Genomic DNA, 23282 nt, shown 5'->3' with positions numbered 1-23282 from the left:
AGCTCGGGGCTAGAGCTGCCGGCCAGGCGAATCAAGCATGGTCGAGCGCCTGGGCCAGCGTGTCGACGACCGGCAGGCCGGTGCCCTCCAGCTCGGCCCGCGTGGTCATGCCGCCCGTGTAGAGGACCGCTCGGGCGCCCACGTGCCGGGCCGCCAGCCCGTCGTCCACGCTGTCGCCGATCACCAGGACCTCGTCCGGCTCGACCTCCAGCGCCTGGATGTGGGCGGTCATGTGGGCGGCCTTCTCGCCACCGGTCACCCCGACCAGCCCATCGACCCGGGTGAAGTGACGGGTGATGCCGAAGGAGTCGACCGTCGGCACCAGGTGGGTGTGGGGGGCCATGGAGCAGAGCGACTGGGTGCCCGTCCAGCTCGTGAGCGTGAGCTCGGCGTCGGCCGCCAGCCCGCAGGCGACGGCCAGCCGGAAGTAGTGGTCGTGGAAGCCGGTGTCGAGCAGCTCCCACTCTCCTTCGTTCAGCGGGCGGCCCAGCAGCCGCTCGTAGGCGAGCCAGATGGGCCGCGTGTAAACCGCGCGGAACCCGTCGGCGTCGAGCGGTGGCAGCTCGTAGGACCTGAAAACCTCGTTGGTGGCTCCCACCACGGCGTCGATGTCGTGGAAGAGGGTGCCGTTCCAATCCCAGATGATGTGCTTTGTCATGTCCCAGACAGCCTAGCCGCCGGGCCCGACAGTTTGCGGGACAACGGAGCCGCGACCTTTCGGCCACGGCTCCGTCACCGATCCGGCCGGGTACGGCTAGCGGCAGGTACCGATCCGCTCAGGAGCCGAGGAGGTCGGGGATCTCCTGGGTGGCGTACCACATGAGCTCGTGCGCCTCGGCGCCGTCGACCGTGAAGCGGGCGTCGTCGTCGCCCTGGTCGGCGGCGGGCAGCGCGGCGATCGCGGCCTCGACGTCGGCGATCGCCTGGAGGTCGTCGACGTGCACCGCGGCCACCTTGGCCAGCGGCACCACCTCGCCGAGGCGGACCCTGCCGCGGTCCTCCAGATCGGTGCCCGCCGACAGGGCGGCGTCGGGCACCTCGGCGACGACCACCACCCGGCGGGGCGCCGTGGCGCCCCCGTCGGCGACCAGCATCCGCAGCGAGGCGCGGGCCGCCTCGGTGAGGGCGACGTATTCGAGCTCCTCGGCGTCACCCGAGGCGTACCACTCGGTCAGCGCGGGCGTCACCGCGTAGCCGGTCAGCGGAGCCGGGCCCAGCTCTCCCGACTCGACCGCTCGGGCCAGCTCGGGAAGTGTGCACGGCAGATAGACGCGCATCAGAAACCTTTCGCAGCGTGCGGAAAGACCATCATGCCCGTCTCAACGAGAGTTGAAGGAGTGTCTCGAGCCGCGTGATGGTCGTGTCCGCATCAGTGTGGTGGATCCCCTCGATGCCGAGCGCCTGGGCGGCCACGATGTTGGCCTCGATGTCGTCGATGAACACGCACGCCTCGCCGGGCAGCCCCACCAGGCCGAGCGCGTGCTGGAAGATGCGCGCCTCGGGCTTGCGCATGCCGACCTCACCCGAGATCACCACCGCGTCGAAGACCTCGTCCCAGCCCTCGCGGGGGTAGGTGTTGGACCACGAGTTGGACAGCAGGCACGTCCGGACGCCGGCCTCCCTGACGTCGCGCAGCATGTCGTACATCGCGTCGGCCCGCTCGAACCCGGCGAACATCCGCTCCAGCAGCCCGTCGGCCACGGGCGGGGCGCCGTCGACGGTGCGCAGCCGGGCGGCCAGGTCACGCTCGAACGTCGAGCCGTCGATCTCACCGCGTTCGAGCGCGTGCACCACGGTCTCGCCGTCGCCGCTGTAGGCGTGACGGACGAGCTCGCCCATCACCTCGCGATAGTGGGCGTCGTCGATGCGGTCGGCCACGATCCAGTGCCTGATGGCGTCGGACATGCCGGTCGTCAGCACCCCGCCCCAGTCGATCAGAACACCTGCGACCACGCTGCCTCCTCGATCGGACATCCGCTCCAGATTAGAGCGTCCCACAGCCCTTGGTGACCACATAAAAGCGGGATAAAGGATCCCCGAATCACCTGGCTAGGGTGGTGCTCCGTTCCCATCGAACCGAGAAGGGACCGCCGTGCGAACGACGATCCTGATCACCTCCCCGGACAGGTTCACGGCTCCGGGCCTGGAACTCTTCGACCTCCCGCCGATCTTCGCCGGCGGACCCGAATGGCTCACCAAACCCGTCCTGATCGCGCTCCTCAGCTCCGTCGTCGTGATCGCGCTGTGCTGGGCCGCCTTCGCCCGGCCGAAGCTCGTCCCGCGCGGCTGGCAGAACCTCGGCGAGTACGCCTACGTGTTCGTCCGCGACCAGGTCGCCCGGCCCAGCCTCGGCAAGGACGCCGACCGGTGGATGGGCCTGCTGTTCACGATCTTCCTGACCGTGCTGGTCTGGAACCTGATGGGCGTCATCCCCCTCATCCAGTTCCCCGTCGCCGCGCACATCGCCTTCCCGCTGGTGGTGGCCGTCAGCGTGTACGTGCTCAAGCTCTACCTGGGCGTCAGGCACCACGGAGTGCGCGGCTACCTCAAGAGCATCGTGTACCTGCCCGGCCTGCCGTGGTGGGCGTACTCGATCTACGCGCCGCTGATCCTCGCCGAGGTCTTCGTCACCTCGCTGTTCACGCACTTCATCCGGCTCTTCGCGAACATGTTCGCCGGGCACATCCTGCTGGCTTTCTTCAGCGCGGTCGGCTTCTGGTTCGTGTTCGAACGGCTCACGCCGCTCGGCGCCGGGCTCGGACTGCTCGGCGTGGCGATGACCATCCTGCTGACCGCGTTCGAGATGTTCATCCAGTTTCTGCAGGCGTACCTGTTCGCCATGCTGGCCGCGATGTACGTGGCCAGCGGCTTACACGGCGAGCACTAACGCGCCGCGCGGGTGACCCGGGCGGCCAGCGCGCGGTGCTCGGCCGAGCGCAGCACCTTGGCCGCCCGCCCCGCCGACGCGGCGGGCGCCTCGTGCAGGATGCCGCGGGCCCGCTTGAGCGTGAGCAGCCGGGTGACCGACTGGTCGAGCCGCTGCCGGCTGATCTTGCCGGACTTCGCCGCGGCCAGCACCGCGTGGTACGCCTTCGGGAAGTCGTACGGCATGAGCAGCAGGTCGGCCCCGGCCAGCACGGCTCGCACGGCCACCTCGCCGTCGGAGTACTTCTTGCGCACGCCCTCCATGTTGAGCGCGTCGGTCGAGATCACGCCCTTGAAGCCGAGCTTCTCGCGGAGCAGCCCGGTCAGGATGGGCTTGGACAGCGTCGCGGGATCGCCCGACGGGTCGAGCTTGGGGAAGACGATGTGGGCGCTCATCACGGCGTCGACCCCGGCGGCGATCGCGGCCTTGAACGGCGGCGCGTCGACGCGCTCCCACTCGGCCCGAGTGTGCTTGATCACGGGCAGCCCGGTGTGGCTGTCGACGTTGGTGTCGCCGTGGCCGGGGAAGTGCTTGGCGGTGGCCGCGACGCCGGCGTCGCCGAACCCCTTGACCGCGGCGGAGACCATGCCGGCGACCTTGACCGGGTCGTCGCCGAAGGCCCGCTGGCCGATCACCGGGTTGCGCGGGTTGATGTTGACGTCGGCGACCGGAGCGAAGTCGAGGTTGACGCCCACCGCGCGCAACTCCTCGCCGGTGGCCTTGGCGACGGCCCGCGACATGGAGGTCTTCTCGGTAGAGCCGATCTGCGAGGCGCCGGGGAAGCGCGTCATCAGCGCCGACATCCGCGACACCAGGCCGTTCTCCTGGTCGGTGCCGATGAGCAGCGGCACCCTCGGCGACGCCTGCTGCATCCCGTTGGTCAGCTCGACCACCTGGGCCGTGCTCTTGACGTTGGCCGGGAAGAGGATGACGCCGCCGAGGTGGTAGCGGGCGATCACTTTGGCCGGGGTCTGGGCGCCGTACCTGGCCTGGTTCTCGCCCGAGACGCTGTCGGCCGACGTGCCGTACAGGACCGGCATGAACAGCTGGCCGACCTTCTCCTCGACGCTCATCCGCGACAGCGTGCGGCGCACCTCGTCGCCCTGCGCGGGAGTGCGGCCGGCCGGCGGCGTGGAAGGGGCGGAAGGGGCGGCGCTCGTGGGCGCCGGCGGTTTCGCCGTCGTGGCCGTCTCCCCCGTAGCCGCCGCGCCGGCCGAGCCGCCGCCTCCGGCGCAGGCGGAGAGAGCGATCACCAACAGGCCCGTCGCACCGATCCGTCCAAGCATGCGTCCAACCGTATCCACGCGGCGTCGTGCGCGAGCACCGCACGACGCCGAAACCCCCTCCACAGCCCCGCTTACCGCCCACAGGCCCCCGCCCGCACGACGCCTGCACGCGTCCCGCGGAACCGTCCGCGGACCGTCTGCTCATGTCCCCGCAGAATGGCCCGCGGACCGTCTGCTCATGTCCCCCGCAGGATGGCCCGCGGACCGTCTACAGGCCCAGGCGGGCGAGCTCCGGCAGCTCGGACCGGGCCGCGGCACGGGCGTGCGCGGGTGTCTCCATCCCCCGCGCGGCCTGCGCGGCGAGCTGGCACTGGCCGAGCGTTTGCCCCGCCAGCACGACCCGCACGGCGGGCAGCGCGCCGGGCGACATCGACAGCGAGGTCGCGCCCAGTCCGACGAGCACGCAGGCCAGCAGCGGATCGGCGGCCGCCTCCCCGCAGACCCCGCACGGTTTGCCGTTGTCGGAGGCCGCGGTCGCGGTGCGGTGCACGAGATCGAGCAGCGCGGGCTGCCACGGGTCCTGCAACGTGCCCAGCGTCCCGAGCTGGCGGTCGGCGGCGAAGGTGTACTGGGCGAGGTCGTTGGTGCCGATCGACACGAAGTCGACCACGGTGACCAGGCTCTCGGCGCGCAGCGCGGCCGCCGGGATCTCGATCATCGCGCCGGCCGACGCCAGCCCTCTGACGTGGCAGACGCCCGCGAACCAGGAGGCCTCCTCGGCGGTGGCCACCATCGGAGCCATGATCATGAGATGCGCCGAGCTGCCGTCGGCGGCGGCGGCGAGCGCCTCCAGCTGCGTGTCCAACACGTCCGGGAATCTGCGCAGCAGCCGCAGCCCTCGCTCGCCCAGCGCGGGGTTCGGCTCCCCGTCGGAGGGGGGCAGGAAGGAGAGCGGCTTGTCGGCCCCGGCGTCGAGGGCCCGCACCACGACCGTCCGGCCGGGGAACGCCGCCAGCGCGGCCCGGTAGACCTGCTGCTGCTCGTCGGCCGAGGGCGCCTCGTTCCTGCCGAGGAACAGGAACTCGGTGCGGTAGAGCCCGATGCCCTCGGCGCCGTGGGCCACCGCCGCGTCCAGGTCGCTCTGGCCGCCGACATTGGCCAGCAGCGGCACCGCGTGCCCGTCGCTGGTCCGGCCGGGACCGCCGGCGTCGCGGGCGGCCACCTGCCCGGCCCACGTGCCGCCACTCGACTGGCCCAGGTCGGAGCCGTTCGCCCGGCCCGCGTCGGAGCCGGGCGGCTCCACCCGTACCTGACCGGACGTCCCGTCGACCCGAACGTGCACGCCGGGCCGGATGCTGGTCGCCCCCCGGCAGCCGACGACGGCGGGCACGCCCATCGCCCGGGCCAGAATCGCGGTGTGACTGGTGGGCCCGCCCCTCTCCGTCACGAACGCGGCGACGAGGTCCTTGGTCAGCAGCGCCGTGTCGGAGGGCGCCAGGTCATGGGCGACCAGCACGTACGGCCGGGGCGCCCCGCCCGCCTCGTCGGGCGGCGCGGGCTCCGACGGGATGCCCGGCATGGGATGACCGGTGAGCTCGCCGATCACCCGGTCCCTGACGTCGTCGAGATCCGCGGCCCGCTCGCCGAGGTAGCCGCCGGCTCCCGCCAGCGTTTCGCGGAACCTCGCGAAGGCCTGGTAGACGGCCCTGGGCGCGGCGATGCCCTCGTCGATGAAGCCGCGGACGGCCACGGCCAGCCCGGGATCCTCGGCCATCATGGCCTGCGCCCTGAGGATCTCTCTGGCCTGGCCGCCCACCCGGTCGCCGCGGAGCTCCAGCACTCCGGCGACCTGCTGGAGCGCGTCGGTCGCGCGCTGCTTCTCCTGATCCGCCTCTCCTTGGTAGGTGGCGCCCTCGGGGGGTTCGGGCACGGAGACGGTCACGATGAACGCGGGGCCCTGCCCGGTGCCCGGGCTGACCCCCACCCCCGTCATGTTCATGGCGATCCGGCGATCTTCGCTAGTTCGTCCAGCACTTCGTCAGCTCCCTTGCCCTCAGCCTTGATCACGATCGTCTCGTCCTGCCTGACGTCGAGCGCCAGGATCTGCAGGATGCTCTTGGCGTTGATCGGGTCGCCTCCCGGCACCTTGGCGACGGTGACGTCCATCGACGCCTTCGCCGCCGCTCGCACGAACGTCGCCGCCGGGCGGGCGTGCAGGCCCACCTCCGCCACCACGGTCACCCTGCGTTCAGGCATGCAGTCCTCCTCATGTGCCGGTCCGGACCACCCGGAACCATCTCTAAAACCACTTTTAATGCCATCGGAACAACTCATCCCCCACATGTACGGTTCCTGCCGCCACGCCCCACACCGACCCCGCCACCGCGTCGAGCGCGACGACCGGACAGACGGGCGAGCGGCCCCCTGCCTCGACGACCGACGGATCCCAGGCCACCACGGGCTGCCCCGCGAGCACCCGGTCGCCCTCGGCGGCCAGCAACGTGAAGCCCTCCCCCTTGAGCTGGACCGTGTCGATGCCGAGATGCACCAGCACCCCCCTGCCGTCGTCCCCCACGATGACATAGGCATGTGGATGCAGTTTCATGATTTTTCCGGCGATGGGGGCCACGGCCTTGCCCGGCTCCCTCAGCGGGTCGATCGCCGTGCCAGGCCCCACCATGCCCGCGGAGAACACCGGATCCGGCACGGCCGCCAACCCCACAGCCGCCCCCTCCACCGGAGCGAGAACAGTCGTCATGGTCTCGCCCTCTAGCCGATGATGTCCTCGATGTCGCTGGCGATCGTGTCGGCCTCGGGACCCACGACGACCTGCACCACGTTGCCCGCGGCCATCACCCCGTGGGCCCCCGCCGCCCTGAGGGCCGCCTGGTCGACCTTGGAGGCGTCGTGCACCTCGGTGCGCAACCGGGTGATGCACGGTTCGATGTCGATGATGTTGCCGACGCCTCCGAGCCCGGCGATGATCGCGTTGACGTCCGCCGCCATCCGATCCTCCTCGTCCTCACGCTTCGATCAGGCTAAACGACACTCCGCGATCAGTCGGTCTGGGTCACCTTGTTCAGCCCGCGCGGCGCGTCGGGGTCGATGCCGAGCCTCCTGGCCAGCGCCTCGGTGAGCAGTTGCCCCGGCACGATCAGGCCCATCGGCGCGACCCACTCGGGCAGGTCGGGGCCCTTCAGCGCGGCCGTGCCCGCCCGTGCCAGCTCGGCTCCCCCACCGATCGTGTACGCCGCCGCGCCGGCCGCGACGACCCGCTCGGCCAGGGCCACCGTGCCGGGCAGGGTCGGGCTGTTCTCCGAGGCCACCAGCACCGCCGGGGTCTCGGCGTCGACGACCGCGATCGGGCCGTGCAGCAGGTCGGCGTAGGACAGGCCCATGGCGTGCAGGTAGCAGGCCTCCTTGAGCTTCAGCGCGGTCTCCAGGGCCGTGGAGAAGGCCAGCCCGCGCGCGGAGACGACGGCGCCGTGCTTGTCGGCCAGCCCCTCGACGACCGCGTCGAGGTCACCCGGGTCGCCGACGAGCTTCTCGACCGCCTCGGGAACCCGCTGGAGGTCCGCCGCGTCCACGTCGGCGCCCAGCCCGAGCGCGAGCACGGCAAGGGCGGCGAGCTGCGTCGTGTAGGTCTTGGTGGCGGGGACCGCCTTCTCCTCGCCGGCGACCGTGCACAGCGCCACGTCGGCGGCCTGGGCGAGCGGGCTGTCCGGACCGCCGTTGGTGATGCCGACGGTCTTCGCACCACAGTCCCTGGCCCAGAGCAGCGTCTCCACGATCTCCTCGGTCCGGCCCGACTGGGAGATCGCCACGGCCAGCACGCCGTCGAGGTCGAGCCGGCGCCGGTAGGTCGTCGCGATGGACGGAGCGGCTAGCCCGGCCAGCCGCCCGGCGTGCGACTCCACCAGATAGCGTCCGTACACTGCGGCGTTGTCGGAGGTGCCACGCGCGATGAACAACAGTTGACGGGTCCGCTCGCCCAGCTCCCTCACCTCACCCACCCGGGGAAGCAGGGAGTCGAGCGTGGCGCGCAGCGCCGCGGGCTGCTCGGCGATCTCGCTGCGCATCTTGGTCGTCATGTGGCGCTCATCCTTCAATCGTTACCGTACGGACTTGACCCTGTTTTCGGAGATGTGGTGGTCTAGTCCGGACTAGACCAGTACGAACCATAGCCCATTGCCCACGTCTGATCGAGGGGAGGATCCGTGGCGCACATCGATCCGGACAGCCCGGTGCCCAAGTACTTCCAGCTCCGCGAGATCCTGCTGGATCTCATCGACAGCGACGAGCTCAGCATCGGCGCGGCGATCCCGTCCGAGCGCGAGCTCTGCCAGCGGTTCGGCCTGTCCCGCATGACCGTGCGCCAGGCCGTCGACCATCTGGTGTCCGAAGGCCGGCTGCACCGGGTCCCTGGCAAGGGCACCTTCGTCGCCCGGCCCAAGATCGAGCTGTCGCTCCAGCTGACCTCGTTCACCGACGACATGCGGGCCCGTGGCATGGCGCCCGGCTCGCGCGACCTCGACCGCAGGGTCGTGCGCGCCAGCGCCCACCTCGCCAAGGAGCTGGGCATCCAGCCCGGCGAGGAAGTGCACTTCATCGAGCGTCTCCGCACCGCCGACGGCGAGCCGCTGTCGATCGAGCGAGCGCACATCCCGGTCAAGCTGGCCCCCGACCTCGCCGAGCACGACCTGTCCGGCAGATCCCTCTACTCCCTGCTGGAGAGCCGCTACGGACTGGTCATGGACGCGGGCGAGCTCACCATCGACGGTGGCATCGCCGACCCCAGCGACGCCGACCTGCTGAAGCTGCCGCGCGGCGGGGCAGTGCTCCTGCTCCGGCGCCGGTCGTTCTCCGGCGGCGTCTGCGCCGAGCTCGGCGTCTCCACCTACCGCGCCGACCGCTACCAGCTGCGCACCATCCTGGAAATGCCCGCTCGACGGGGCTGAGGGCCCGACTCCCATTCCCCCGGAGGAACGCCCGGTGAACGAGACCACCGCCAGGCCTTCGCCGTTCGCACGCGTGATGAACGTGCTCCAGCGCCTGGGCCGCTCCCTCATGCTGCCCATCGCCGCCCTGCCGGCCGCCGCGCTGCTGCTCCGCTTCGGCCAGCCCGACATGCTCGGCTCCAACGGCGCCGAGCCGGGCGGCCTGGCCGACGTGGCCGGATTCGCGTGGATGAACCAGGTGGCCGAGGTGCTGGCCGCCGCGGGAGCCGCGCTGTTCGAGAACCTGCCCCTGCTGTTCGCCGTGGGCGTGGCGATCGGGTTCGCGCGCAAGTCCGACGGCACGACCGCGCTCGCCGCGGTGGTCGGCTACCTGGTCTTCGACCGGGTGACCAAGGTGATGTTCTTCGGCTCCGGCATCAGGGAGACCGTCCTGCTCAGGCAGGTCCAGGACCAGGGCATCGTGGAGATCGTCAACTACGGCATGCAGAACCCCACCAAGGTGCTCGGCGGCATCATGATGGGCCTGGTCGCCGCCCTGCTCTGGCAGCGCTTCCACCGGATCAAGCTGCCGTCGTGGCTGGCGTTCTTCGGCGGGCGGCGGTTCGTGCCCATCGTCACCGCGATCGTGGCGCTCCTGCTCGGCGTGCTCATCGGCTGGGTGTGGCCCATCCTCGGCGAGTGGATCGGCTACGCGGGCGAGGCGCTGACCACCCTCGGCCCCCTCGGCACCGGCATCTACGGCCTGGTCAACCGGCTGCTGATCCCGCTCGGGCTGCACCATTTCGTCAACTCGATCGTCTGGCACGTCGTGCCCCAGTGCGAGGTCGGCGGACGGGTCCTCGGCGGCGACTGGAACTGCTACTTCGGCGGCGCCGAGCACTCCGGGCAGTTCATGGCCGGTTTCTTCCCGATCATGATGTTCGCGCTGCCGGCCGCCGCGCTCGCGATGTGGCGGGCGGCTCCCCGGCACCGGCGTCCGGCGGTGGGCGGCATCATGCTCTCGGCCGCCCTGGCCTCGTTCGTCACCGGCATCACCGAGCCGATCGAGTTCGCCTTCATCTTCGTGGCTCCTCTGCTGCTGGCCGTGCACGCCGTACTGACCGGCCTCGCGATGGCGCTCACCACGCTGATCGGCGGCCAGCTCGGCTTCGGCTTCTCCGCCGGCCTGCTCGACATGCTGCTCAACGCCAGCAAGTCCAACACCCAGAACCTCCCCGGCATCCTCCTGCTCGGCATGGTCTACGGGGTCGTCTACTACCTGGTGTTCAGCTTCCTGATCCGCAGGCTGGACATCCTGACGCCGGGCCGTGAGCCGGAGCCCGACGTCGACTCGGGCGAGGCCCGCACCCGCGAGACCTGACCCCCGTCGCCGGCAAGGCCGAAACGGGTTGGGGACAGGCCGGCCCCGCGGCGTGGCGGGCCGAAACGGGGAAGACGGCGGCGGATGCCCGATCCAGGTCAAGGTGATCTTCTTCACCAATGCGGCCGGGACGGCGGCGAACGGCGGAAAGTTGGCGACCGGCGTATCTGTCGGCCGGGCCGAAAACTCCTTGTATCGCTTTCCCATCCCCCCGGATGCCCCTTGGAGGGTCCATGTCAGCCCTGTCCCGCGTCAGCCCCGTCCCCGAGCCGCCCGACCCGCGCCCCGAGCACGTCCCCCAGGTGCGCGGAGCACTCGCCCTGGAGCCACGCCCCCTCGTGTGGGGCCCGCCGGGTTCCATCCCAGACGAACGGCGGCTGCGGCTCCTCGGACAGGCGCTGGCCGAGGTGCTCACGGGCAGGCGCCCACCCGAGACCGTCGCCGAACGGCTCACCGACCAGGCCTACCGGGAGCTCGTCCGGGCGGGCCGGATGATCGAGGCCCGGAGACCGCCGTTCGCCGGGGTGCCGCACGTCAAGGAGCCCAGGGACGGAGCCGTGGAGATGTGCCTGCTGGTGCACTGCGGCGACCGCAGTCATGTCCTCGCCGTCCGGCTCGAACGACGCGGTGTTCAGTGGCTGGTCACCGACATCGAAACCGCCTGAGCCCGCGGCTCCGGGCAGCACCGCGCACCGGTGGCGAACGCGGAACGGCCCCGCCCGTGGAGGTGGGCGGGGCCGTTCCGGACGGCTGGTCCGGGGCGGCACCCGTCCACCAGAGGGACGGGGCCGTCCGGGGAGCGGCCCCGTCCGCCAGTGTGGGCGGGGCCGTCTCCGGGTCAGGACTGGGCGTGCTTGGGGTCGCCGTGGCAGCGCTTGTACTTCTTGCCCGAGCCACAGGGGCACGGGGCGTTGCGCTCGACGTTGCCATAGGCGGCCCGCTCGGCCTGGCTGGTGCGGACCCGGGTGTGCTCGACGTCGCCCTGCTCGCCGGGGGCGGAGTATTCGAGCTCCGCGGGACGCTCGGGGCCACGCAGCCCGCGCGCGATGATCGAGCGGGTCTCCGCCACCATCGCGTCCTCTTCCTCGACGATCGGGTTCTCCTGGACCTCGACCTCCATGTTGAACAGGAAGCCGACCGAGTCCTCCTTGATGCCCTCGAGCATCGCGGAGAACATCTCGTAACCCTCGCGTTGGTACTCGATCTGCGGGTCCTTCTGCGCGTAGGCCCGCATGCCGATGCCCTCGCGCAGGTAGTCCATCTCGTAGAGGTGCTCGCGCCACTTACGGTCGAGGACCGACAGGATCACCCGGCGCTCGAACTCACGCATCGCCTCCGGGCCGAGCTGCTCCTCACGCCTGGCGTAGGCCTCCAGCGCGTCCTTCTTGACCTTCTCGGAGATGAAGCCGGCGGTGAGCTCCTCGCGGTTGCCGGCCTCCTCGATGAGGTTGTCGATGGTGAGCGTGACCGGGTAGAGCTCGCTGAACGCCTTCCACAGCTTCTCGAGGTCCCACTCCTCGGCGAAGCCCTCGCTCGTGGCGCCCGCGACGTAGCCGTCGATCACGTCGCCGACGAAGCCCTGCACCTGCTCGTGCAGGTCGGCGCCCTCCAGGACGCGGTGCCGCTCGGCGTAGATGACCTTGCGCTGGCGGTTCATCACCTCGTCGTACTTCAGAACGTCCTTGCGGATCTCGAAGTTCTGGGTCTCGACCTGGTGCTGAGCGGAGGCGATGGCCTTGGAGACGATGCCCGACTCGATCGGCTGCTCGTCGGGGATGTTGAGCCTGGTCATGATCATCTCGACCCTGGCCGAGTTGAACAGGCGCATCAGGTCGTCGCCGAGCGAGAGGTAGAACCGCGACTCGCCCGGGTCGCCCTGACGGCCGGAACGACCGCGCAGCTGGTTGTCGATGCGGCGCGACTCGTGGCGCTCGGTGCCGAGGACGTAGAGGCCGCCGAGCGCGGTGACCTCGTCGTGCTCGGTCTTGACCGCCGCCTTGGCCTTCTCGAGCGCCTCGGGGTAGGCCTTCTCGTATTCGTCGGGTGTCTCGAGCGGGTCGAGCCCGCGCTGGCGCAGCTCGAGGTCGGCACGGAACTCGGGGTTGCCGCCGAGCATGATGTCGGTGCCACGGCCGGCCATGTTGGTGGCGACGGTGACGGCGCCCTTGCGGCCCGCCTCGGCCACGATCGCGGCCTCACGCGCGTGGTTCTTGGCGTTGAGCACCTCGTGCGGCACGCCGCGGCGCTTGAGTGCCTTGGACAGCCGCTCGGACTTCTCCACCGAGGTGGTGCCGACGAGGACCGGCTGGCCGTTCTCGTAGCGCTCCTTGATGTCGTCGACGACGGCGTTGAACTTCGCGTCCTCGGTCTTGTAGACGACGTCGGCCTGGTCCTTGCGGATCATCGGCCGGTTGGTCGGGACGGGCACCACGCCGAGCTTGTAGGTCTGGTGGAACTCGTTGGCCTCGGTGGTGGCCGTGCCGGTCATGCCGGACAGCTTGGTGTAGAGGCGGAAGTAGTTCTGGAGGGTGATCGTGGCGAGAGTTTGGTTCTCGTCCTTGATCTTCACGCTCTCCTTGGCCTCGATCGCCTGGTGCATGCCCTCGTTGTAGCGGCGCCCGTGCAGCACGCGGCCGGTGAACTCGTCGACGATCAGGACCTCGCCGTCGGAGACGATGTAGTCCTTGTCCTTCTTGAACAGCTCCTTGGCCTTGAGCGCGTTGTTCAGGAAGCCGACCAGGTGGGTGTGCTCGGGCTTGTAGAGGTTGTCGATGCCGAGCCAGTCCTCGACCTTGGCGACGCCCGACTCGAGGATGCCGACCGTGCGCTTCTTCTCGTCGACGACGTAGTCGCCGGTGCTCTCCTCGCCGGGGTTCTTGGCCTCGACGCCCTTGCGCAGGCGGGGCACGATCTTGGCGAACTCGGCGTACCACTTGCCGGACTGCTCGCCGGGACCGGAGATGATCAGCGGGGTGCGGGCCTCGTCGATGAGGATGGAGTCGACCTCGTCGACGATCGCGAAGTTGTGGCCGCGCTGCACGCACTCGTCGAGCGACCACGCCATGTTGTCGCGGAGGTAGTCGAAGCCGAACTCGTTGTTGGTGCCGTAGGTGATGTCGGCTTCGTACTGCTTGCGGCGCTCGTCGGACGGCTGCCCGGACAGGATCATGCCGACCTCGAGACCGAGGAACCGGAAGATGCGCCCCATGTTCTCGGCGCCGACCTTGACCAGGTAGTCGTTGACCGTGACCACGTGGACGCCCTTGCCGGACAGGGCGTTGAGGTAGGCGGGAAGGGTAGAGGTCAGCGTCTTGCCCTCACCGGTCTTCATCTCGGAGATGTTGCCCAGGTGGAGATTGGCCCCGCCCATGATCTGCACGTCGAAGGGCCGCTGGCCGAGCACGCGGCGGGCCGCCTCGCGCACGGTGGCGAACGCCTCGGGAAGCAGATCGTCGAGCGACTCGCCATCGGCGTGGCGTTGCTTGTATTCGTCCGTCATGGCGCGCAACTCCGCGTCGGACAGGCTCGTGAAGTCGTCCTCAATGGAGTTGACCTGGTCTGCGATCCTCTTGAGCTTGCGCAGGATCTTGCCTTCGCCGGCACGCAGGATCTTGTCGAGAATGGCTGCCACTTTATGTAAAGCTCCTCGCAGGTCTACCCCGGCGGCGCCGCCAGGAGGAGAGGCCGAGACAAACTTCCCCGCTGCCATGGTAGGCGGTTCCGTCAGCGGACACAGCCACCGCGACATCGTGGGCGCCGAACGAGTCTGGGAGAATGGGCTCTAGGCAGAGGGTATGCCGGTTGACAGCCGGCTCGCACCAAATGGCGGGATATCCGGCAAGGGAAGGATTTTGTCATGGTTGAAGGCACGAAGACGGAACAGACCGAGAATCTGGGCAGTCACGGCGGACGCGCGTCCTCGTGGCTCGCCGTCACGGTCATGCTGATCGCCTTCATCGTCGCTGGGTTCGGGATGACCATGGCGAGCTGGACGCTCATCTGGGTCGGCGTCGGCCTGCTGGTCGTCGGCGGGATCCTGGCACTCGTCTTCGACATCTTCACCGATGTCGTGGTCGACGCGCCCCGCGTGGGGATGTCGGTCGAAGACCACCGCTGATTCCGGGCCGGCGGCGGGCAGCGCGTTCTGTCGGTGCCCGCCGCTAGCATGCGCGGCATGCTTTGCCGTTCGGAATTAGCGAAATGACCGATCTGACGGCCGACGAGGCACGCCGGATCATCCTGCGGGCGCAGGGGTTCCTCGGAGCCGGCACCCGGCGGGGCGGGGTGCACGGCATGCTCCGCAGACTCGGGGCGGTCCAGCTCGACACGATCTCGACCGTCGCCCGCTCCCACGAGCTGGTCGCCTACGCCCGGCTGGGCGCGGTCGGGCGGCCGAAAGTCGAGCGCGCCTACTGGCACAATCCCGCCCAGAGCTTCGAATACTGGTGCCACGCCGCCTGCATCCTGCCCATCGAGCACTGGCCGCTCTACGCGTTCCGCCGCCGCGCCTATCGCGAGCGCCGCTACCGCTGGCACGAGGTCCCCGACCACGTCGACAAGCTGCTGCAGCAGGTCCGCGACTCCGGCCCGGTGACGACCGCCGACGTCGGCGGCGCGCGTCCCGTCAGGGCCGACGGCTCGACCGGCGAGTGGTGGGACTGGTCCGACTCCAAGATCGGCCTGGAGTGGCTGCTCGACATCGGCGAGCTGGTCTGCAGCCGCCGCGTCGGCTGGCGCCGCGTCTATGACCTGGCCGAGCGGGTGGTGCCCGCCGACCTCCTGGCCGAGGATCTCTCCGACGAAGAGTGCGTGCTGCGGCTCGCGCGTGTCGCGGGCCGTTCGCTGGGGGTCGCGACCCGGGGCGACCTGATCGACTTCCTGCGGCTCAAGGGCCGCCACGCCGCGATTCTCGACGAGAGCCTGCTCAGCGGCGCCGCCGGGCTGGTGCCCGTGAGCGTCGCCGGCTGGCCGGCCAAGAAGGGCCAGGCGGGCGCGTGGGCCGATCCGGCGGCCCTGGAGTCCGAGCCCCGTGGCCGGCACCGCACGACGCTCGTGTCACCGTTCGACTCGCTCATCTGGCACCGCGGCCGCACCGAGCGGGTCTTCGGCTTCGCCTACCAGCTCGAGCTCTACGTGCCCAGGCACAAGCGGGTCCACGGCTACTTCACCATGCCGGTGCTGGCCGGCGGCCGGCTGATCGGCCGGGTCGATCCGGCGCGCGAGGGCAGCACCCTGGTGGCCCGGCAGATCAGCCTCGAACCCGGGCACAGCGCCGCCAAGTGGGCCGGCGCGATCGGCGACGCCCTGTGGTCGGCCGCCGACTGGGTGGGCTGCGACGCCGTACGAGTCGAGCGTGCCGACCCGGGCCTCGCCGCCCACCTGGAGGCCGGCGTCAGGTGATCTCCAGCATGCGCTCGCGCACCGCGTAGACCACGGCCTCCATGCGCGAGTGCAGCTGGAGCTTGTCCAGGATGTTGCGGACGTGGTTTTTCACGGTGTTCTCGCTGATGAACAACTGCTTGGCGATCTCGCGGTTGTTCATGCCCTTGGCGACCAGACGGAGCACTTCCATCTCGCGGTCGGTCAGCCTGGGCACCGGCAGCTGGGGCGGCCGCTCGTTCTCCTTGCGGCTCATGTTCGCGAACTCAGTGATGAGCTTCGCTGCCATGGCCGGGTTGATGAGCGACTGCCCCTCGTGCACTCCACGCACCGCGGCGGGCACGTCGTTGATCTGCACGTCCTTGAGGAGGTAGCCCGTCGCGCCGGCCTTGATGGCCTCGAACAGGTCTTCCTCCTCGTCGCTGACGGTCAGCATGATGATCCGGGTGCTCGGCACCGAGGCTTTGATGCCCTTCGTCGCCTCGATGCCGTCCTGCCGGGGCATCCGCACATCCATCAGCGCCACGTCGGGCATGAGGCGATCGGCCGCCTCGACCGCCTCCTGCCCGTCGCTAGCCTCACCGACCACCTCGATATCCGGCTCGGCTGCCAGCGCCAGTGCCAGGCTCCGCCTGATCAGTTCGTGATCGTCGACGATCAGCACACGGATCGGCTCGCCGCTCGGCGTGCCGGTCTCGCTGGACTCTGTCACGAGGCCTCCTTGATCCGCCTCGCGACCTCGGTTCGCTCGCCCATCACCTGACTGAGCTCGCTCACGTCTCCTCCTCGTCGGGGGGCCAGAGCCGTCGAACCGCCATGATGGCACGGGTGCCACGGTTCTCGGGTGGTCGAGAAGATCTTTTAAGACCGTATCAGGGCTCTACGAGCCGCAACACGCCGTAGTTGTAGCCACGCCGGTTGTACACGACACACGGCTGGCCGCTCTCCTTGTCTCGGAACAGGTAAAAGTCGTGGCCGACCAGCTCCATCTCGAGGAGGGCCTGGTCGATCGTCATGGGATCGGCTTTGTGGAACTTCTCCCTCACGATGAGGGGTCCGTCCCCCTCCATCTCGATGGGGACGATGTCGTCGTACTGCTTGTCGTCGGGCAGCTCGTCTTCCTCGGGCTCGACCGACTTGGTTTCGCGGGGTGTCAGGTCGGCGACGTCGGGCAGCGTCGCGGTGATCTCCGCCACCGAGGGCTGGGCGTGGTTGCCGTGGTGCACCTTGCGCCGGTCGGCGAGCCTGCGCAGGCGGCCTTCCAGTTTGTCGAGGGCCAAATCGAGAGCGCCGAATCGGTCATCGGCGGAGGCTTCGGCACGGATCGCCGGCCCCCGGGAGTGGATGGTCAGCTCCACGCGCTCGCGCTGCTGGGCGAGACGCGGATTGCGCTCCTTGGACACCTCCACATCGACTCGGATGAGCTTGCTGTCCAGGCGCTCGATCCTGGCCAGCTTGGTCGTCACGTGGTCTCGGAACCGATCGCTCACTCCTGTGTGCCGGCCCTTGACGATGATGTCCATACAACAGCCCCCCTTCGTCTAACGACTGAGAACGAGCGCCCGACGATGCAGCTGCCGGACGGGGCCTTTTGATTGCCTTTCTTTCACCGGTACCCTCTTCCGACGTCGCGTCACCGGGATCTCGGGTGGCACCCGCCCGGCCGACCTGGTCTTCGACCCCACATCCGCCTGCTGAGGGGTTCGCAGCTCTGTCGCCACTACTGCCCTTCTCTCCTGACGAGGGACATCTGGACCCTCGGGGAGGCAGGACTTACCCCTAAGCCGCACCGTGCTCGGTCGACAAAGAGTCGCCTTACGTGGACCGTTTCGCCTGCGGCTGGCATCGGCTAGCAGAGCCGGGAGCCCCGACCCTGCGCAACCACGGACCCGAACGGGTGCCATGTCTGAACGCTATCTCTCCTCGGCGACTTGTGTCAGCCGGAGCGACGCCCAAATGATCACTTTCCGTGATTTTCGTACTCTGCGACGGGAGTGAAGGATGCACCGCTTGATACCTGGAAGACCCTTATGGGCATGGGATCGATGGGTGCTGAGCTGGTCTGCTCGCGCCCGGAGGTAAGCGATATATCACACACTGGCGACCACCTTTCATTGGATCTTTCTTCACAGTGGGTCACCGTAATCCTGGGCAAGATCTTCGGCGTGTCGCCGCCACGGTCGCGGCGAAGAGCACCGGCGCGCCGCCCGCGCGAACGGCCCGGGCGGCCTCGGCCAAGGTGGAACCAGTGGTCACCAGGTCGTCCACCAGCACCACGGGGCCGTCGACGGGCCTGACCAGACGCAGCGAGCCGGCCAGGTTGGCGGCCCGGCCCGCCGCGTCCAGACCGGTTTGGTCGGCCACGCGCCGGGCCGGGGCCAGCACGTCGCGCACCTCTGCCCGATGGCCGAGCCGCCCCAGCCGGGCGGCGGTCAGCGCGGCCAGCCGCCCGACGGGGTCGTGCCCCCTCGCCCGACGGGTGCGGCGAGCGCTCGGCACCGGCACCAGCGTGTAGGCGCCCGCCCCTGGACGGACGGCGACCATCCCAGCGCCCATCCCGGAGGCGACCCCAATGGCGACCCCACTGGCCATCCCTGCCCCCACCCCTGCCCCCATCCCGGCGCCCATTTCGGAGACCGTCCCGGTACCCAGCCCGGAGGCCATCTCGGCTGCCATCCCGGAGGCCACGGTGAAGGCCAGCGCGTCGGCCAGGGGGGCGGCGAGCGTCACCCGGGCCCGCTCCTTGTAGGAGACGATGGCCCGCCGCACGGGCCCCACGTAGTCGGCCGCCGACCAGCACTCGGGCAACCCGGGCGGGCGCGGGCTGGGCGAGCGGGGCGCCGGGTCGGCGAAGAGATCCTCCTGGCAGCGGTCGCAGAGCGAGGCGCCCGTCATGCCACAGCCCACGCACGGCTGCGGCAGGAGCAGATCCAGCAGGGCACTCAACACCCCGCCAGCATGCCCGCCACCACCGACAGTTCCGGCGCGTCAGCTCGGGGAAGAGCCGGACCGGCAGGCCCCGCGCCTCAGCCCAGGGGGAAGAGGGGGTTGTCGGCGTCGGACTCCACCTTGGACGTCCAGGCCTGCGACTCGCGCTTGAACTCGAGGACCTCGCCGCCGTCCTGCGTGGCCGCGAGGACGCGGTCGCTCAGCGCGGTGAGGCTCTTGAGCCCCTTGTTGCCCGTGGGGAGCTGCGTGGTCTCACCGTCGCCGATGTTGATCTCCCTGACGCTCTGCACGGCGTTGCTCTGCACGAGCACCAGCAGCCGCTCGCCGTCGCGCCAGGCGATGTCCCTGATCTCCTCGTCCTTGACCGTGGTCAGCGTCTGGAAGTTGCCCAGCATCGTGGCGCCGGCCCCACTGGTGATCGCCCCGATCATGACCTGGTTCTCGCCGATGGTCACGGCGACCCGGACGCCGTCCCTGGCGATCCGGAGCCGGGTGACGTCGAGGTTGTCCAGGCCGGGCGCGGCGACGCGCTCCGGGCCGCGACCGGCCGTCACGTCGCAGCGCAGCACGACTCCGGCGGCCTTGTCGTACGTCCACAGAGTGCCGTCGCGGTGCCAGGACGGGGCCGTGAGGTCGTCGCCGGGGATCCACTGCTCCCACCGGCCGTCCGGGGCGACGCGGGTGACCCAGATGCCGCCGTCCTTCTGGTGCTTGCCCGCGATCAGATCGCCGCCGCCGGCCATCGCCAGCTTCGTGTAGATCTCTCCCGGCTGACCCGCGGGGCCCTGGACGGCGTTGCCCGCGCCGTCGTCGTTGAGCGAGTGGACCGCCCCCTTGCTCGTGTAGTAGGCGGGGCGGACGTCGTTGTCCAGCCACTCCTCACGCAGGATGGCGGGGATCGTCAGCGCCTCGGACGAGAAGAACGGCTCGCCGTCGAGTTGCACCTCGATGATCCGGCCGTTGGCCACGTTGTTGGCGTTGAGGCTCCACTTCAGCTGGGCCTTGAGCCCGTCGGCGAAGACGCCGCCCGCGTCGATCGGGCCGCTCAGGTTGACCACCACGCGGTCGTCGGCCGAGCGGACCGACCTGACGCTCAGGCCCTGCGGGAAGACGCTGCCGACCGCGCCCGACAGAGCCCTGCTCGGGCCTTGGAGCAGGCGTCTGACGATGGTCTCGGCGAAGTTCTCCGTGGGCTTGACGCGCAGCCGTACCCGGTCGGCCACCAGCCGCCGGTCGGTCGCCGGGTCGGCCACGCCGGGCGGTCCGGCCAGGTAGTAGAGGCTCGTCGGCCGGTACGCGCGGCTCACGTCGTCCTGCGTGAGCAGCAGGCCGGAGCCGCCTTCCATCGACGTGACGCGGTAGGCGCCCTCTTCGTTCTGCAGGAGCAGGAAGTCGATCCGCTGGGGCTGCGCGCCCGAGATGGGCACGTAGGTGTCGTCGTCCTCGATGCGGGCGACCGGGGTGCCGGTCAGCCTGATGCGGACCTCCTTGCCGTCGCCCTTGCCCACGTACTCGTACTTGGGAGAGTTGCCGAGCACGGTGACCGGACCGTCTGGCTGCCAGGTCTTCGCGGCCTCGCCCGTCAGGTATTCGGGCAGCACCTCGGGGTCGTCGGCGTAGGCGGCCATCGCGGCCTGCAGCCCCTGCACCACCTGCTGGGCGTTCCAGTCGTTGCGGGGCGAGACCGCGATCATGCGCTGGAACGGCTTGCTCAGGTCGCCCCCACCGGCCTCCTCAACCGGGAACGGCCCGCCCACGGGGATCACCGCGCAGCCCGCCCCCCCGCACGCAACGGCGGCCGCGAGCACCAGGGCGGCGCCGAGCCGGCTAGTCCTCGTCATGGCCGGCTCCGTCCCCCGTCGCCGGCAGCAGCACCGGCGTCATCTGCCCGCGCCACGTGCGGCGCATCTCGATCTCGGGCGGCACCAGCGGCAGCGGCGAGCCCTTGAGGTCGGCGCCGGCATCCCGGGGCAGCGTCAGCCTGAACTGGGTGCCCTCCCCCGGCTGGCCCCATGCCTGCAGCCAGCCGCCGTGCAGTGTGGCGTCCTCGCGGGAGATCGCCAGGCCGAGCCCGGTGCCGCCGATGGTCCTGGCCCGCGACGGGTCGGCGCGCCAGAACCGGTCGAACACCAGGGTCTCCTCGCCCGGCTTCAGCCCGATCCCGTGGTCGCGTACGGCGACGGCCACGGCGTCACGGTCGGCGCCCACGGTCACCACGACGTCCTTGCCCTCGCCGTGCTCGATGGCGTTGAACAGCAGGTTGCGCAGGATGCGCTCGACACGTCGGTTGTCGACCTCGGCCATGCACGGCTCGTTGGGCAGCCTGAGCTCGAAGCGGGTGTTGTGGCGCTCGGCCAGCGCCTCGGAGTCGCCGATCGCGCGCAGCACCACGTCACGCACGTCGACCGAGTCGAGGTCGAGCGTGGCGGCGCCGGCGTCGTAGCGGCTGATCTCCAGCAGGTCGGCGAGCATCGACTCGAACCGTTCGAGCTGGGCCTGCATGAGCTCGGCCGAGCGGGCGGCCATCGGCTCGAAGTCCTCGCGCGCGTCGTACAGCAGATCGGCGGCCATCCGCACGGTGGTCAGCGGGGTGCGCAGCTCGTGGGAGACGTCGGAGACGAACTGCCGCTGGACCTGCGACAGCTCCTCCAGCTGGTGGATCTTGAGCGCCAGGTTGCCGGCCATCTCGTTGAACGAGGCGGCCAGGCGGGCCAGGTCGTCCTCGCCGCGCACCCTGAGCCGCTCGTCGAGCTTGCCCGAGGCCAGCCGCTCGGCGGCCTGCCGCGCCAGGCGCACCGGGCTCACGACCTGGCGCGTGACCAGCGAGGCGATCGCGGCGAGCAGCAGAACGAGCCCGAAGCCGACCACCACGATGGCCAGCCGGACGTTGGACAGCATCTGCTCTTCCTCGCTGAACGGGAAGAAGTGGTAGACCTCGTAGGTCGCGCCGCCGTCGACGCTGACCAGACCGCCGATCACCAGGGTGAGCCTGGACTGACTCTCGCCGGTGAACTTGATGTACGCCTTGTGCAGGTAGGGCTTGTCGTTGGGGATCTTCTCGACCTGGCGGTGCAGCCACTGCTGGAGCGGCTCGGGCACGTTCGCCGGCATGACGTTGCCCGAGGCGCGCGACCTGCCGGGGCTGGCCGGGTTGAGGACCAGCACCTCGTAGCGTTTCTTCGAGCCGTCGTCGCCGGAGCCGGTGATGGTCTCCATGACGGCGTCGAGCGGGTCGGCGGGGGCGTTCTTGCCGGAGGCGGGCTTGGCCTGGTCGTCGAGCTCCTGGTTGAGCGCGTCGGCGATCTGCACGCGGTCGGCGAAGGCCTCGCCGGCGGCCGCGTCCTGGCGGCCGGTGATGACCGACTTGTTGATCTGGTCCGACAGGAAGACGCCCAGCACGACCACCACGGTCACGGAGATGACCAGCGTGCTGGTGACGACCTGGAGCTGGAGCGAGCGCCGCCAGACGCGCCGCACCGTGCCCGCCGCACGACGCGCCCGCCGGCGGACGCCGCCGAGGATCTGGCGGAGGGTCCGACGGCGAAAACGCTTCGTCTTCGGCGGCGGCATGGCGGGGAGGGGGCGAAGGCTAGGCCGGTCCGGCCTTGTAGCCGACGCCGCGGACCGTCACCACGATCTCGGGGTGCTCCGGGTCCCTCTCGATCTTGGCCCTGAGCCGCTGCACGTGCACGTTGACCAGCCTGGTGTCGGCCGCGTGCCGGTAGCCCCAGACCTGCTCCAGCAGCACCTCGCGGGTGAACACCTGGCGCGGCTTGCGGGCCAGCGCGACGAGCAGGTCGAACTCGAGCGGCGTCAGGTTGATGGTCTCCTCGCCGCGCTTGACCGAGTGGCCGGCCACGTCGATGGTGATGTCGCCGATCTGCAGGATCTCGGGGGTGGGCTCGTCGGTGCGGCGCAGCCGCGCCCGCACCCGCGCCACCAGTTCCTTCGGCTTGAACGGCTTGACGATGTAGTCGTCGGCCCCTGACTCAAGGCCGAGCACGATGTCGATCGTGTCGCTCTTGGCGGTGAGCATGACGATCGGGACCCCCGACTCCGCCCTGATCCTGCGTGCGACGTCGATGCCGTCGGCCCCCGGCAGCATCAGGTCGAGCAGGACCAGGTCCGGGCGTGTATCCCGGAACGCGTCGAGGGCCTTGTCGCCGTCGGAGACAAAGGATGGTTCGAAGCCTTCTCCGCGCAACACGATGCCAAGCATCTCGGCGAGAGCGGCATCGTCGTCGACGACCAGCACGCGACCTTTCATGGCCCCTCATTCGTTCTACGCATTATGGGACATACCCGCACGATCGCTGAAGGTTACCCTTGGTGGACTCATGTGTGGGACGTGAGACCTACAAAAGGCGAATTTTAAGCTCCCAGCCAGGACCGCAACCACAGTCTGCGGTAACGGACCAACTTTCTGCCATCCCCAGATGAGTCCCTTGACCCGATTCGCCGTGGAATGTGGGCAAGGTGAGTCG

22 protein-coding genes are annotated in these 23282 nt (G+C 69.9%); 6 read left to right on the top strand and 16 right to left on the bottom strand.

Annotated elements, in window-relative coordinates:
• Window positions 1-31 precede the first annotated feature (31 nt).
• From AB0I38_RS07645 to AB0I38_RS07635, 3 genes are all read right to left on the bottom strand, one after another.
• Window positions 32-658 carry an HAD family hydrolase gene (locus tag AB0I38_RS07645; protein ID WP_358463586.1) on the bottom strand — a complete coding sequence of 209 codons (627 nt, stop codon included), beginning with the start codon at window positions 656-658 and terminating at the stop codon, window positions 32-34.
• Between the two features lie 118 nt (window positions 659-776).
• On the bottom strand, window positions 777-1277 hold the full coding sequence (locus tag AB0I38_RS07640) for a DUF6912 family protein (RefSeq protein WP_358463583.1): 501 nt from the start codon (window positions 1275-1277) through the stop codon (window positions 777-779).
• 31 nt (window positions 1278-1308) lie between these two features.
• Entirely contained in the window at window positions 1309-1953 is a 645-nt protein-coding gene (locus tag AB0I38_RS07635) for an HAD family hydrolase (RefSeq protein WP_358463580.1), read from the bottom strand.
• A gap of 139 nt (window positions 1954-2092) precedes the next feature.
• On the opposite strand from AB0I38_RS07635, the gene atpB reads away from it, so the two are divergent.
• Complete coding sequence (gene atpB, locus AB0I38_RS07630) at window positions 2093-2887, top strand: F0F1 ATP synthase subunit A (RefSeq protein ID WP_358463577.1); 795 nt, start codon at window positions 2093-2095, stop codon at window positions 2885-2887.
• Here the strand turns inward: atpB and nagZ are convergent.
• From nagZ to AB0I38_RS07600, 6 genes are all read right to left on the bottom strand, one after another.
• Window positions 2884-4212, bottom strand: coding sequence for a beta-N-acetylhexosaminidase (nagZ, locus tag AB0I38_RS07625; protein ID WP_358463574.1), 1329 nt, complete (start codon window positions 4210-4212; stop codon window positions 2884-2886). The two genes, atpB and nagZ, sit on opposite strands and share 4 nt — an antisense overlap.
• A gap of 208 nt (window positions 4213-4420) precedes the next feature.
• Complete coding sequence (gene ptsP, locus AB0I38_RS07620) at window positions 4421-6145, bottom strand: phosphoenolpyruvate--protein phosphotransferase (protein ID WP_358464144.1); 1725 nt, start codon at window positions 6143-6145, stop codon at window positions 4421-4423.
• A 2-nt stretch (window positions 6146-6147) separates the two neighbouring features.
• Complete coding sequence (locus AB0I38_RS07615; protein WP_358463571.1) at window positions 6148-6408, bottom strand: HPr family phosphocarrier protein; 261 nt, start codon at window positions 6406-6408, stop codon at window positions 6148-6150.
• A 55-nt stretch (window positions 6409-6463) separates the two neighbouring features.
• Entirely contained in the window at window positions 6464-6910 is a 447-nt protein-coding gene (locus AB0I38_RS07610) for a PTS sugar transporter subunit IIA (protein WP_358463568.1), read from the bottom strand.
• A gap of 11 nt (window positions 6911-6921) precedes the next feature.
• Window positions 6922-7158: a glucose PTS transporter subunit EIIB gene (locus AB0I38_RS07605; protein ID WP_189126727.1), complete on the bottom strand. Its 237-nt coding sequence runs from the start codon at window positions 7156-7158 to the stop codon at window positions 6922-6924.
• Window positions 7159-7208: 50 nt separating this feature from the next.
• A complete protein-coding gene (locus AB0I38_RS07600) occupies window positions 7209-8243 on the bottom strand; it encodes an SIS domain-containing protein (protein ID WP_358463565.1) in 1035 nt (344 codons plus the stop codon).
• A gap of 126 nt (window positions 8244-8369) precedes the next feature.
• Between AB0I38_RS07600 and AB0I38_RS07595 the strand changes: the two genes are divergently transcribed.
• The 3 genes from AB0I38_RS07595 to AB0I38_RS07585 all read left to right on the top strand — a co-directional run bounded on the left by AB0I38_RS07595 (window position 8370) and on the right by AB0I38_RS07585 (window position 11135).
• Complete coding sequence (locus AB0I38_RS07595; RefSeq protein ID WP_358463562.1) at window positions 8370-9110, top strand: GntR family transcriptional regulator; 741 nt, start codon at window positions 8370-8372, stop codon at window positions 9108-9110.
• Between the two features lie 34 nt (window positions 9111-9144).
• Window positions 9145-10470, top strand: a complete 1326-nt coding sequence (locus tag AB0I38_RS07590; protein WP_358463559.1) for a PTS transporter subunit EIIC — start codon at window positions 9145-9147, stop codon at window positions 10468-10470.
• A 233-nt stretch (window positions 10471-10703) separates the two neighbouring features.
• Entirely contained in the window at window positions 10704-11135 is a 432-nt protein-coding gene (locus tag AB0I38_RS07585; protein ID WP_358463556.1) for an Rv3235 family protein, read from the top strand.
• 173 nt (window positions 11136-11308) lie between these two features.
• Here the strand turns inward: AB0I38_RS07585 and secA are convergent, their stop codons facing one another.
• Complete coding sequence (gene secA / locus AB0I38_RS07580; protein ID WP_358463553.1) at window positions 11309-14101, bottom strand: preprotein translocase subunit SecA; 2793 nt, start codon at window positions 14099-14101, stop codon at window positions 11309-11311.
• A gap of 225 nt (window positions 14102-14326) precedes the next feature.
• On the opposite strand from secA, the gene AB0I38_RS07575 reads away from it, so the two are divergent.
• Window positions 14327-14587 (top strand): HGxxPAAW family protein, encoded by a 261-nt coding sequence (locus tag AB0I38_RS07575; protein ID WP_189126731.1) that lies wholly within the window; start codon window positions 14327-14329, stop codon window positions 14585-14587.
• Between the two features lie 83 nt (window positions 14588-14670).
• On the top strand, window positions 14671-15870 hold the full coding sequence (locus AB0I38_RS07570; RefSeq protein WP_358463550.1) for a winged helix-turn-helix domain-containing protein: 1200 nt from the start codon (window positions 14671-14673) through the stop codon (window positions 15868-15870).
• Here the strand turns inward: AB0I38_RS07570 and AB0I38_RS07565 are convergent.
• The 6 genes from AB0I38_RS07565 to mtrA form a co-directional block, all read right to left on the bottom strand.
• Window positions 15863-16561 (bottom strand): response regulator transcription factor, encoded by a 699-nt coding sequence (locus AB0I38_RS07565; RefSeq protein WP_358463547.1) that lies wholly within the window; start codon window positions 16559-16561, stop codon window positions 15863-15865. The two genes, AB0I38_RS07570 and AB0I38_RS07565, sit on opposite strands and share 8 nt — an antisense overlap.
• Window positions 16562-16721: 160 nt before the next feature.
• Entirely contained in the window at window positions 16722-17372 is a 651-nt protein-coding gene (gene hpf / locus AB0I38_RS07560; protein WP_358463544.1) for a ribosome hibernation-promoting factor, HPF/YfiA family, read from the bottom strand.
• Window positions 17373-17985: 613 nt separating this feature from the next.
• Window positions 17986-18798, bottom strand: a complete 813-nt coding sequence (locus AB0I38_RS07555; protein WP_358463541.1) for a ComF family protein — start codon at window positions 18796-18798, stop codon at window positions 17986-17988.
• Between the two features lie 77 nt (window positions 18799-18875).
• Window positions 18876-20639 (bottom strand): LpqB family beta-propeller domain-containing protein, encoded by a 1764-nt coding sequence (locus AB0I38_RS07550; protein ID WP_358463538.1) that lies wholly within the window; start codon window positions 20637-20639, stop codon window positions 18876-18878.
• Window positions 20626-22368: an MtrAB system histidine kinase MtrB gene (gene mtrB / locus AB0I38_RS07545; protein WP_358463535.1), complete on the bottom strand. Its 1743-nt coding sequence runs from the start codon at window positions 22366-22368 to the stop codon at window positions 20626-20628. Before mtrB ends, AB0I38_RS07550 begins: the two co-directional genes overlap by 14 nt.
• A 19-nt stretch (window positions 22369-22387) precedes the next feature.
• A complete protein-coding gene (gene mtrA, locus AB0I38_RS07540) occupies window positions 22388-23065 on the bottom strand; it encodes an MtrAB system response regulator MtrA (protein ID WP_189126738.1) in 678 nt (225 codons plus the stop codon).
• Between the last annotated feature and the right edge of the window lie 217 nt (window positions 23066-23282).

Source organism: Nonomuraea cavernae (assembly GCF_040655715.1).
GTDB classification, from domain to species: Bacteria; Actinomycetota; Actinomycetes; order Streptosporangiales; family Streptosporangiaceae; genus Nonomuraea; species Nonomuraea cavernae_A.
This window is presented reverse-complemented; position numbering and strand designations above follow the sequence as displayed.

What these genes read in the sequence shown, in the direction of transcription:
- AB0I38_RS07645 (WP_358463586.1), bottom strand. Translation starts at nt 658, where the DNA reads ATGACAAAGCACATCATCTGGGATTGGAACGGCACCCTCTTCCACGAC.
- AB0I38_RS07640 (WP_358463583.1), bottom strand. Translation starts at nt 1,277, where the DNA reads ATGCGCGTCTATCTGCCGTGCACACTTCCCGAGCTGGCCCGAGCGGTC.
- nagZ (WP_358463574.1), bottom strand. Translation starts at nt 4,212, where the DNA reads ATGCTTGGACGGATCGGTGCGACGGGCCTGTTGGTGATCGCTCTCTCC.
- ptsP (WP_358464144.1), bottom strand. Translation starts at nt 6,145, where the DNA reads ATGACGGGGGTGGGGGTCAGCCCGGGCACCGGGCAGGGCCCCGCGTTC.
- AB0I38_RS07615 (WP_358463571.1), bottom strand. Translation starts at nt 6,408, where the DNA reads ATGCCTGAACGCAGGGTGACCGTGGTGGCGGAGGTGGGCCTGCACGCC.
- AB0I38_RS07610 (WP_358463568.1), bottom strand. Translation starts at nt 6,910, where the DNA reads ATGACGACTGTTCTCGCTCCGGTGGAGGGGGCGGCTGTGGGGTTGGCG.
- AB0I38_RS07605 (WP_189126727.1), bottom strand. Translation starts at nt 7,158, where the DNA reads ATGGCGGCGGACGTCAACGCGATCATCGCCGGGCTCGGAGGCGTCGGC.
- AB0I38_RS07600 (WP_358463565.1), bottom strand. Translation starts at nt 8,243, where the DNA reads ATGACGACCAAGATGCGCAGCGAGATCGCCGAGCAGCCCGCGGCGCTG.
- AB0I38_RS07585 (WP_358463556.1), top strand. Translation starts at nt 10,704, where the DNA reads ATGTCAGCCCTGTCCCGCGTCAGCCCCGTCCCCGAGCCGCCCGACCCG.
- AB0I38_RS07575 (WP_189126731.1), top strand. Translation starts at nt 14,327, where the DNA reads ATGGTTGAAGGCACGAAGACGGAACAGACCGAGAATCTGGGCAGTCAC.
- AB0I38_RS07570 (WP_358463550.1), top strand. Translation starts at nt 14,671, where the DNA reads ATGACCGATCTGACGGCCGACGAGGCACGCCGGATCATCCTGCGGGCG.
- hpf (WP_358463544.1), bottom strand. Translation starts at nt 17,372, where the DNA reads ATGGACATCATCGTCAAGGGCCGGCACACAGGAGTGAGCGATCGGTTC.
- AB0I38_RS07550 (WP_358463538.1), bottom strand. Translation starts at nt 20,639, where the DNA reads ATGACGAGGACTAGCCGGCTCGGCGCCGCCCTGGTGCTCGCGGCCGCC.
- mtrB (WP_358463535.1), bottom strand. Translation starts at nt 22,368, where the DNA reads ATGCCGCCGCCGAAGACGAAGCGTTTTCGCCGTCGGACCCTCCGCCAG.
- mtrA (WP_189126738.1), bottom strand. Translation starts at nt 23,065, where the DNA reads ATGAAAGGTCGCGTGCTGGTCGTCGACGACGATGCCGCTCTCGCCGAG.